Source organism: Halosimplex amylolyticum (assembly GCF_051414035.1).
GTDB lineage: Archaea > Halobacteriota > Halobacteria > Halobacteriales > Haloarculaceae > Halosimplex > Halosimplex amylolyticum.
In genome coordinates this window covers 79236-88233 of the sequence record NZ_JBLKNW010000012.1, presented here as the reverse complement: position 1 = coordinate 88233, position 8998 = coordinate 79236, and the positions used below count along the sequence as shown (strand labels likewise).

Here is an 8998-nt window from a genome sequence, read left to right as displayed (position 1 = left end):
ACCGAATCCGAGCGAAGCGAGGATTCAGCCTTTTTCACCCATGTTTTTCGAGGAGTGGTGCCCGCAGCGAGCGGAGCGAGCGAGGACACCCGACGATGAAAAAGATGGCTGTACTGAGCATCCGGCGCCGAAGGCGCCGGTTCACCGCTCGCGCCGTCGGCGCGAGCGGCCTTTTTCACCCATGTTTTTGGCTGGGGGGTCGCGAGCACCGCGAGCGACCCCCCAGCGAAAAAGATGGGCGGCAAAGTTACGGTTCTCCGGCCACTACCACTGGGACAAGCGCCCCGTGCGAGCCGTTCACACGCCCTATCGATCGTCGCGAGTGGATCCCCACGAGGCGGCGCGTCGGAGCCGTAGCCACCCATGACAGACACAGACACCACAGTCTCCGGTCGCCAGGAGAGCACGGTCGAGGACGTCAACGACGCGCAGGCGGTTATCGGGCGCGTCGTCGAGAACGTCGAGGAGGTGATCGTCGGCCACCACCACGAGATTGAGCACATCATCACCGCGCTGCTCGGCCGCGGGCACATCCTGTTAGAAGACGTGCCCGGGGTCGGGAAGACGATGCTGGCCCGCGCCGTCGCCCGGTCGTTCGAGGGGTCGTTCAAGCGCGTCCAGTTCACGCCGGATCTGCTCCCCTCGGACGTGACCGGCGTCAACGTCTTCAACCAGAAGACCGAGTCCTTCGACTTCCGCCCGGGTCCCGTGTTCGCCAACGTCGTCCTCGGCGACGAGATCAACCGCGCGCCGCCGAAGACCCAGTCGGCGCTGCTGGAAGCGATGGAGGAACAACAGGTCACCGTCGACGGCGAGTCCCACGACCTCCCCCGGCCGTTCACGGTCATCGCGACCCAGAACACCGTCGAGCGCGACCGGACGTACGAGCTCCCGATGGCCGAACTCGACCGGTTCATGAAGAAGCTGCACCTGGGCTACCCCGACACCGACGAGGAGACGGAGATGCTCGACCGGATCGTCGGCCACCACCCCATCGACGACCTCGGCTCGGTGGCGACGCTCGAGGACCTGCGGGCCGCCCGCGACGCCGCCGCGGGCGTCACCGTCGAACGCTCGGTCCGCGAGTACGTCACGCGGCTCTCGCAGTTCACCAGACGCCACGCCGAACTCGGGGTGAGCCCGCGCGGCGGGCTCGCCGTCCTGCGGGCCGCGCAGGGACGGGCCGTCCTGGAGGGTCGGGAGTACGTCATCCCCGACGACGTGCAGACGGAGGCGGAGGTGGTCTTCCCGCACCGGATCCGGACGAGCACCGACGAGACGACGCCGCGGGCCGTCGTCGAGAACGCCCTCGAATCCGTCCGCGTCGAGTGATGGAGCTGACACGCCGCGGCTACGCCGTCCTGGGCATCGTCGTGCTCGCGGAGGTGCTGGCGCTCACCTACGGCGCCCGAGCGCTGAACGCCATCGCCGCGCCGGCGGTGGTCGCCCTCCTCGCGTCCGCGATACAGTTGCGACGCACCGACGTCCCGACGGCGGAACGAGACTACGTCCCGACGGCGTTCCCCGGCGACACCCGCGACGTGACCGTGGCAGTCGACGGGAGCGGCGTCGCCCGGATCGAGGAGACCGTCCCCGACGGGCTCGTGGCCGAGGGCGCCACCGCCGAAGCGACGCTGCCGACGACGTTCACCTACGCGCTGACCTGTGCCGAGCGCGGCCGCCACTCGCTCGGCCCGCTGAAAGTCCGGATGCGCGACCTCCTGGGACTCGTCGAGACGACCTACGAGGTGGGGTCGACGACGCGCGTCCTCGTCTACCCGCCGGTCTACCAGGTCGCCGGCCGGGACGTGATCCTCCGGCACGTCCTCGAACGCTCGGACTTCGAGCGCCAGGAGTTCGACACGCTGCGGGAGTACGTCCCCGGCGACCCGCTCCGGGACGTCCACTGGAAGTCGACCGCGAAGGCCCAGGACGACATCTACGTGGCCGAGTTCGCGGACGACCGGGTCGACGACGACCAGCTGGTCGTCGCGGCGACGGCCGACGCCGGGTCGGTCGACGGCATGGCCGCCGCCGCGGCGAGCGTCGTCGTCATGGCCCTCGACGCGGGGCTATCGGTCGAACTGCGCGTCCCCGAACAGACCGTCCCGATGGGGCGCGGCGACGACCACCGCCAGCGACTGCTCGCCGCGCTGGCCGTGACGGACACCGAGTTCACGTCGCCGTTCAAATCCTACTCGCTCCCCGACGGCGCGGCCGAGGACGCCGACGTGGTGGTTCGCGGGGAGTCCGACGGCGTCACCGTCACCTTCGGGAGCGACGACCGCGCGTTCGAGGAGATCACCGTCAGCCGCGAGAACCCGATCACCCGCCGGGAGGTGGAGTCGTGAGCACCGACACTCACCCGGCGGACGCGGCGCTCGACCTGGACGGGGTCGACCCCGTCAGGACCGTCGCGCTCGGCGGCGTCGCGCTGCTGATCGCCGCGTACAGCTCCGTCTTCTACCACTTCGTCGACGTGACCGGCGAACCGATACTCTTCGTCCTCGTCGGGGCCCTGGCGCTGGCAGCGGCGACGTCACTGTCGAGTTCGCTCCGCCTGCGCTCGGCCGCGGCGGTCGCCGTCGGCCTGCTCGCCGCCGGACTGGCGCTGTACGTCTTCAGCCTGCCGCGCCAGCCGCCCCTGGTACCGCTGGTGACCGACGCCATCGCGCTGATGACCGGGCGGTCGCTGCTACAGGTGACGAACGTCGACCTGTGGGTGCTGGGGGTCTCGCCGGGGCCGCTGTTTCTGACGTGGTACCTGGCGATGCGCCGGCGCTACGTCGCGGGCGTGCTGGCGGGCGGCGGGACGCTGGCCTTCCTCGTGTTGACTACCGACGCCTCGACACTGACGACACTGCTCGGCGTCGTCGGCGCCATCGTCGCCGTCGCCGTCGGCGACATGGACCGCCGCGGCGACTCGCTGAAAGCAGCCGAACCGCTCGCGGTGTTGCTCGCCGTCCTGATCGTCCTCTCGGCGGTCGCGCCGGTCGTGCCCGCCGGCCCTTCGCGGACCGCCGACACGTGGTCGCGGTTCCAGGCCGGCGGACCGGGTGCCGGCGGCGGAACCGTCGAGGCGAACCTCCTGGAGGCCGACAACCAGCTCGGCATCGCGGGGAACCTCTCGCTGTCGCCCGACGTCCGCTTCCGCGTCGAGAGCGACGCCGAGGCCTACTGGCAGGTCGGCACGTACGACCGCTACACCGGGGACGGCTGGGTCCGGACCGGCAGCAGTCACTCCTACCGCGGCGACCTCGACGCGCCACCGGGTCGGAGCCAGACCGTCAGCCAGACCTACACCGCCGTCGACGAGCTAGAGGTCGTCCCCGCGGCCTGGAAACCCGTCTCGGTCGACGAGAGTATCGCCGACGACGCGACGGTCAACGACCTCGAAGGCCTGGAAGTCGACGGGAGCATCGCCGAGGGCGAGCGCTTCAGCGTCACGAGTCGGGTTCCCGTCGCGAGCGCCGAGGAACTGCGCGCGGCCGGCACGGACTACCCCTCGTCGGTCGAAGACCGCTACACGCGGCTCCCGTCGAGCACGTCCGACCGCGTCGCCGAACGGACCGAACGGATCACCGCCCGCGCCGAGACGCCCTACGACACCGCGCGCGTCGTCGAACGGTGGCTGAAGAACAACAAGGAGTACTCGCTCGACGTGCAGCGACCCCGGAAGAACGTCGCCGACGAGTTCCTCTTCGAGATGGACGCCGGCTACTGTACCTACTACGCGACGACGATGGTCGTCATGCTGCGGACGCAGGACATCCCCGCGCGCCTGGCCGTCGGCTACACGTCCGGCGAGCGCGTCGCCGAGGACGAGTGGGTCGTCCGCGGGTACAACGCTCACGCGTGGGTCGAGGCGTACTTCCCCGACGTCGGCTGGGTGCGCTTCGATCCGACGCCCGCCGGCCCGCGTCGCGCCGCCGAGCAACAGGAGCTGACGAACGCCCGCGAGAACAACCGGACGGGCGTCGACCTCAACGACACCGGCGGCAGCGAGTGGACGCCGAGCCCGACCGCGACGCCCGCGCCGCTGACGCCCCGGGCCGAACAGCCCGTCCAGGAGGCGCCCGGCGAGATGACCATCCCGGACCGGATCACCCGCCCCGGCGGGACGCCCGCGCAGAACGTGACCCTCTCGGACCCGTCGATCAACACCGCGCCGGCGAACGGGTCCGGCGCCGACGACGGCGGCAGCGAGTCGACGGGACCGTTCGGCGGCCGCCCGCCGACCCGCGAAGAGGCGACGCTGGGCGCGATCGTCCTGCTCGGGCTGGTCGTCGGTCTCCGCCGGACCGGCCTCACCGGCCGGGCGTACCGGGCGGTCTGGCTGCGCTACCAGCCGACGAGAGACCCAGAGACCGACGCCGAGCGGGCGTTCGAGCGCCTGGAGTACGTCCTCGCCGAACGTCACCGGCCTCGCAGACCCGAGGAGACCCCCCGCCAGTACCTCGCGGCGATCGGCGCCGACGAGCGGGCCGCGCAGGTGGCGTACATCCGCGAACGCGCTCGCTACGCCGGCAAGGTCACTCGCGAAGAGGCCGACGAGGCCGTCTCGCTGGTGGACGACATCGTCGGGTGGCGGGGCGTCTGACCGGCGTCAGGGGCGACACCGCAGCGAACTGACCGGCGTCGGGGCGATACCGGGGCGATCGTGGTGAGTCCCGACAGTGTTTAATAGGTCGATTTCGTATGCCGATGCGTAATGTCGGAAGTCTGCTCGCTCCCCAAGGCGAGTACGCCGCAAGTCAGGGCCGTCAGACAGGTGACCACCGGAACCAAACGTTCGGGTAACGATGTCTGAGGTGTGCTCGACGTGCGGGCTCCCCCAGGAGCTCTGCGTCTGCGAGGACGTCGCCAAGGACTCCCAGGAGATCAGCGTCCGCATCGACGAGCGCCGATACGGGAAAGAGGTAACGGTGATCGAGGGATTCGATCCGAAGGACGTCGACATGGATACGCTGTCGTCCGACCTGAAATCGAAGTTCGCGTGCGGTGGGACGGTCGAAGACGGCTCCATCGAACTCCAGGGCAACCACACGGGTCGCGTCGAGGATTTCCTCCGGGACAAGGGCTTCAACGTCGCCTGAACCCCCGACCACGGCGTCGAACGCCCGCGTGAACAGCACCTTTTAGCTTCCTCTCGGGTCGAGTTCGTGTCGCCAGGGAGCGACAGCGCCGCGTAACGGCTGAGATTTTGCACGCATCGGCCGCAGTGGGCGACGATTCCCCGGCGGTCACTCCGCGTCGGCGACGAACTCCGCGACCGCGACGTAGTCGAGCGGCTGCTCGTGTTCGGTACGGATGAGGTTCTCGTCGTTGATCTCCAGCGAGAGGTCGTCGAGGCGCTCGGCGATCCGGGTGATGTCCTCGTCGATCCGACCGACGGCTTTGATGTGGAGGTTCTCGTGACCGGTCATCAGCTCCGTGACTTCGAGGACCGCCGGGATCTCCATCGCCGCGGCGGCCACGCCGGCGCGCTCGCTGATCCGGGTCGTACAGCTGAAGTGGAAGTAGAGGCCGAGGCCGGTCCGGTCGTGGTCGATGGCCGTCGTGTAGCCGGTGATGACGCCGGCTTCCTCCAGCCGTTCCATCCGATTGTGGACCGTGTTGTCCGAGACGCCGATCGACTCGGCCAGTTCGATGGCCGTGTATCGAGCGTTCTCCTGGAGTTTGTTGAGCAACTGCCTGTCGACGTCGTCGAGGTCGTAGTCCGCCACGCCCTCGCTTGCAGTTCAGAGGTGAAGAGCGTGGTGATTGTCCACACCATCTGCCCGAGGAGTTCGAAATTCCACGCACAATCAAAATTTCGGTCTACTCTCGAATCGACCGCCGTTCGTATTTAACCCGGCCCGTGACGATGTTCGACTAATACCACAAACCCCTCATATAGTTCGATGATTCCGATATTTTCCGATATTACACCAAGATATCGAAATAGGTGCGACGGGTATATACGTATCCGGTGCCAGGATCGGTTGTGAACGACGCACCCTCCACTCCGACGGCTGCCCGTCCGTACGACGAGCCCCGATCAGCCAGCGAGACGGTCGTCGAGGCCGTGGCGGAGGCGGCAAACGTGTCGCCGCTCGACCTGGACCCGCTCGCACGAACGCTCGACCCCGACGCGCTGGACAGCTTCGTGGCCCGGCTGTCGAAGGGGTCCGGGGGATCAGTCGAGTTCGTCTACAACGGGTACGACGTCACCGTTTCCAGCGACGGGACGGTCGACGTATACGAGAAGTAGTCGCGTCCCGGCGAGTCCCCGTCCCCGCTTCCCGGTTTTCGAAGTTCGAGTTTCCGACTACCGAAGAAGGCGTTCATGCGATCGAGGAACCTCTCAGAAGGAGCGTAGCATCCGCGCCGAGCGAAGCGAGGCGCGGTTCTGCCGCGAGCGCCTGCGGCGCTCGCGGCCTTTTTCACCCATGTTTTTCGCGGAGGGGGGGGTGGGCGCGGCGCGCCCACCCCTCTGCGAAAAAGATGGAAACTAGATGGTTTAGAAAAACTGGAAGAGGTCGTCGCGGCCCTGTTCGTGGAGGTGGTGGCGGATGGCCTCGTTCAGGGGTTCGATGGACCCCCGCTTGGCCGTGATGGGGGCGATCGTGTCCTGCCACTGCTTCCAGGGGGTGGGGAGGCCGAGGCGCTCGCAGAGTTCGTCCAGGCGCTCGTCGCGGTCGTCGACCTTGTCCATCTTGTTGACGGCGACGACGACGGGCACGCCCACGTCGCGGAGGAAGTGGAACATCTCGACGTCGTAGGGGACCTCGTCGGGGCCGGAGTGGCGGTCGATGATGTCGATGGCGGCCTTGCCGTCGACGACGAGGACGCCGACGAGGATCTTGTCGGCGTTGGCCTCGATGTAGCGGACGATGTCGGTCTTGGTCTGCTCGCGGACGTCGTCGGGGACGCCCTCCATGAAGCCGAAGCCGGGCAGATCGGTGATGACGAAGTCCTCGCTGGCCCAGTCGTAGTGGTTGGGCGAGCGGGTGACGCCCGGTCGCTGGCCGGTGTCGAACGTGTGGCCGGTGAGCTCGCGCATCAGCGTGGACTTGCCGACGTTGGACCGGCCGACCAGCGCCACCTCCGCGTCGCGGTCCGGGCGTGACTCGAACATGACCGGCCCTACAGCGCGGGCGTGGAAAAACGACGCGTTCTCGGTCGTGGACGCGTTCTCGACCGCTGTGAGTCCCGGGCCAGCGAGCCGATTCCAGTCAAATCAGCAAAACTAAACGACCGCCGGACGGAGGTAGGGGCGCATGCGCCGCCGTGAATACCTCCGTTCCGCAGTCGGCGCTGCCGGACTGGCGGGGATCGCAGGGAGCGCCCTCTCCGCCGCCGGCAGCGACGACGACGCATCGCCCTCCACCCGAACGACCACCACGGCCGCCACCGCCACTGGGACGGCCACCTCGACCCCGCAGACGACGGCCGGAGCCGCCGACACCGGCACCGACGACGGCGACGACTTCTCGCCGCTCGCGCGGATAGACGTCGAGAACGACTCGCCCGGGTACCAGACCACCGAGGCCGTCGCGGAGCCGTCGGGCCGGTACGTCTTCGCCTCACGGCTGGACGGCTTCTACGTCGTCGACTGCGCCGACCCCGAGAACCCTGAAATCGTCGGCGAGTACTCGGACATCGAGAGCCCGGACGGTCGGACCATCTCGGGGTTCCTGGACCTGAAGTACAACCAGGGGCGCCTGATGCTCGCGACCGGCGGCCGGAGTGCGTACACCGGGATCGCCCTCTACGACGTCCGGGACCCGACCGACCCCCGACCGCTCAAGACCTACGAGACGAGCTACGTCATCCACAACGCCGACCTGCACGGCGAGTACGCCTACCTGACGACGGGGACGGAACTCGAGATCGTCCACGTGGCGCCCGACGACCCGGAGTCGGTCGCCACGTGGTCCGTCACGGACTACGACGAGGCCTACGAGGACGTATCGAGGCGGCTCCGGAACCTCCACGACATGTACGTCCAGGACGGGCGCGCCTACCTCGCCTACTGGGACGCCGGGTCGTGGATCCTCGACGTCTCGGACCCGGCGAACCCGGAGTACGTCGGCCACGCGGCCGACTACACGGCAGCGGAGCTGGCGGATCTCGACCGGACGAAAGCCGCCGAGTACTCGATAGAACCCGAGGGCAACGACCACTACGTCCAGCCCGACGACGACGGCGACCTGCTCGCCGTCGGCGGCGAGAGCTGGGACCTCGAAGACGAGTCGATCGAGACCGACGAACCCGAAGAAGAGGACCTGGGCGGGCCGAGCGGGATCGTCCTCTGGGACATCTCCGACCCGGCGAACCCCGAGGAGTTGTCGGAGATCGAACCGCCGATGCCGCCCGAGGGAGAGACGACGCGCCGCCGCGGCGGCTACTACACCACCTCGCACAACTTCGAGATCGCCGGCGACTACCTCTACTCGTCGTGGTACCGCGGCGGGGTGAAGGTCCACGACATCGCCGACCCGGCGAACCCCGAGGAACTCGCCCACTGGGAGGACGGCGACGTGGCGAGCTTCTGGACCGCCCGCGCGGGCGTCCCGGGGGAGTACTTCTACGCGACGAGCTACGCCCACCCGACCGAGGACGGCGGCCCGGGCGGGTTCTACACCTTCCCGGACCCGACCGACAACGCCGCGACGATCACCCCGTCGGGCGGGCCGGTCGACATCTCGACGGCGGACGGCACGACGACCACGGCCACGCCGACCGAGACGCGGACCGCGACGCCGACGGCGACCGAGACGGCCACGCCGACGGACGCCTCGACCCCGACCGCGACGGCGAGGTCGACGGCGACGTCGACCCCGATGGCCGGCGGGACCGAGCCCGCGACCGACACCGCCACCGACGGCTCCGGAGGCACAGCGAACGACGAAAGCAGCGGGAGTGGCCCCGGCCTGGGCGTCCTCTCCGGCCTCGCCGCGCTCGGCATCGGCGCCTGGCGCCTGCGCGGGGCCGACGACGAGTAATCGCCTCA

The 8998-nt window shown here is 68.8% G+C and carries 9 protein-coding genes; 6 read left to right on the top strand and 3 right to left on the bottom strand.

What is annotated here, in order from left to right:
- A partial coding sequence (locus ACMGFE_RS24905; protein WP_436927968.1) for a hypothetical protein occupies positions 1-209 on the bottom strand: 209 nt, incomplete at its 3' end.
- Between the two features lie 154 nt (positions 210-363).
- On the opposite strand from ACMGFE_RS24905, the gene ACMGFE_RS24900 reads away from it, so the two are divergent.
- The 4 genes from ACMGFE_RS24900 (at position 364) to yciH (ending at position 5096) form a co-directional block, all read left to right on the top strand.
- Positions 364-1332 (top strand): AAA family ATPase, encoded by a 969-nt coding sequence (locus ACMGFE_RS24900; RefSeq protein WP_436927967.1) that lies wholly within the window; start codon positions 364-366, stop codon positions 1330-1332.
- Positions 1332-2351, top strand: coding sequence for a DUF58 domain-containing protein (locus tag ACMGFE_RS24895; protein WP_436927966.1), 1020 nt, complete (start codon positions 1332-1334; stop codon positions 2349-2351). Before ACMGFE_RS24900 ends, ACMGFE_RS24895 begins: the two co-directional genes overlap by 1 nt.
- The gene (locus tag ACMGFE_RS24890; protein WP_436927965.1) at positions 2348-4600 is read left to right on the top strand and encodes a transglutaminase TgpA family protein; all 2253 of its coding nucleotides are present in this window, start codon (positions 2348-2350) and stop codon (positions 4598-4600) included. Before ACMGFE_RS24895 ends, ACMGFE_RS24890 begins: the two co-directional genes overlap by 4 nt.
- A gap of 202 nt (positions 4601-4802) precedes the next feature.
- Positions 4803-5096: a stress response translation initiation inhibitor YciH gene (gene yciH, locus ACMGFE_RS24885; protein WP_274326008.1), complete on the top strand. Its 294-nt coding sequence runs from the start codon at positions 4803-4805 to the stop codon at positions 5094-5096.
- 147 nt (positions 5097-5243) lie between these two features.
- On the opposite strand, the gene ACMGFE_RS24880 is transcribed toward yciH, so the two are convergent.
- Positions 5244-5726, bottom strand: a complete 483-nt coding sequence (locus ACMGFE_RS24880) for an Lrp/AsnC family transcriptional regulator (protein ID WP_436927964.1) — start codon at positions 5724-5726, stop codon at positions 5244-5246.
- A 260-nt stretch (positions 5727-5986) separates the two neighbouring features.
- On the opposite strand from ACMGFE_RS24880, the gene ddfA reads away from it, so the two are divergent.
- The gene (gene ddfA, locus ACMGFE_RS24875; protein WP_436927963.1) at positions 5987-6253 is read left to right on the top strand and encodes a DdfA family disk-determining factor; all 267 of its coding nucleotides are present in this window, start codon (positions 5987-5989) and stop codon (positions 6251-6253) included.
- Positions 6254-6502: 249 nt separating this feature from the next.
- Here ddfA and engB read toward each other — a convergent pair whose 3' ends face one another.
- Entirely contained in the window at positions 6503-7120 is a 618-nt protein-coding gene (gene engB / locus ACMGFE_RS24870; protein WP_436927962.1) for a GTP-binding protein EngB, read from the bottom strand.
- Between the two features lie 142 nt (positions 7121-7262).
- Here engB and ACMGFE_RS24865 point away from each other — a divergent pair, with 142 nt between their 5' ends.
- Complete coding sequence (locus ACMGFE_RS24865; protein ID WP_436927961.1) at positions 7263-8990, top strand: LVIVD repeat-containing protein; 1728 nt, start codon at positions 7263-7265, stop codon at positions 8988-8990.
- Positions 8991-8998: the final 8 nt, after the last annotated feature.

Excerpts from the sequence above, each read along its gene's own strand:
- ACMGFE_RS24900 (WP_436927967.1), top strand. The coding sequence starts at position 364 with ATGACAGACACAGACACCACAGTCTCCGGTCGCCAGGAGAGCACGGTC.
- ACMGFE_RS24895 (WP_436927966.1), top strand. The coding sequence starts at position 1,332 with ATGGAGCTGACACGCCGCGGCTACGCCGTCCTGGGCATCGTCGTGCTC.
- yciH (WP_274326008.1), top strand. The coding sequence starts at position 4,803 with ATGTCTGAGGTGTGCTCGACGTGCGGGCTCCCCCAGGAGCTCTGCGTC.
- engB (WP_436927962.1), bottom strand. The coding sequence starts at position 7,120 with ATGTTCGAGTCACGCCCGGACCGCGACGCGGAGGTGGCGCTGGTCGGC.
- ACMGFE_RS24865 (WP_436927961.1), top strand. The coding sequence starts at position 7,263 with ATGCGCCGCCGTGAATACCTCCGTTCCGCAGTCGGCGCTGCCGGACTG.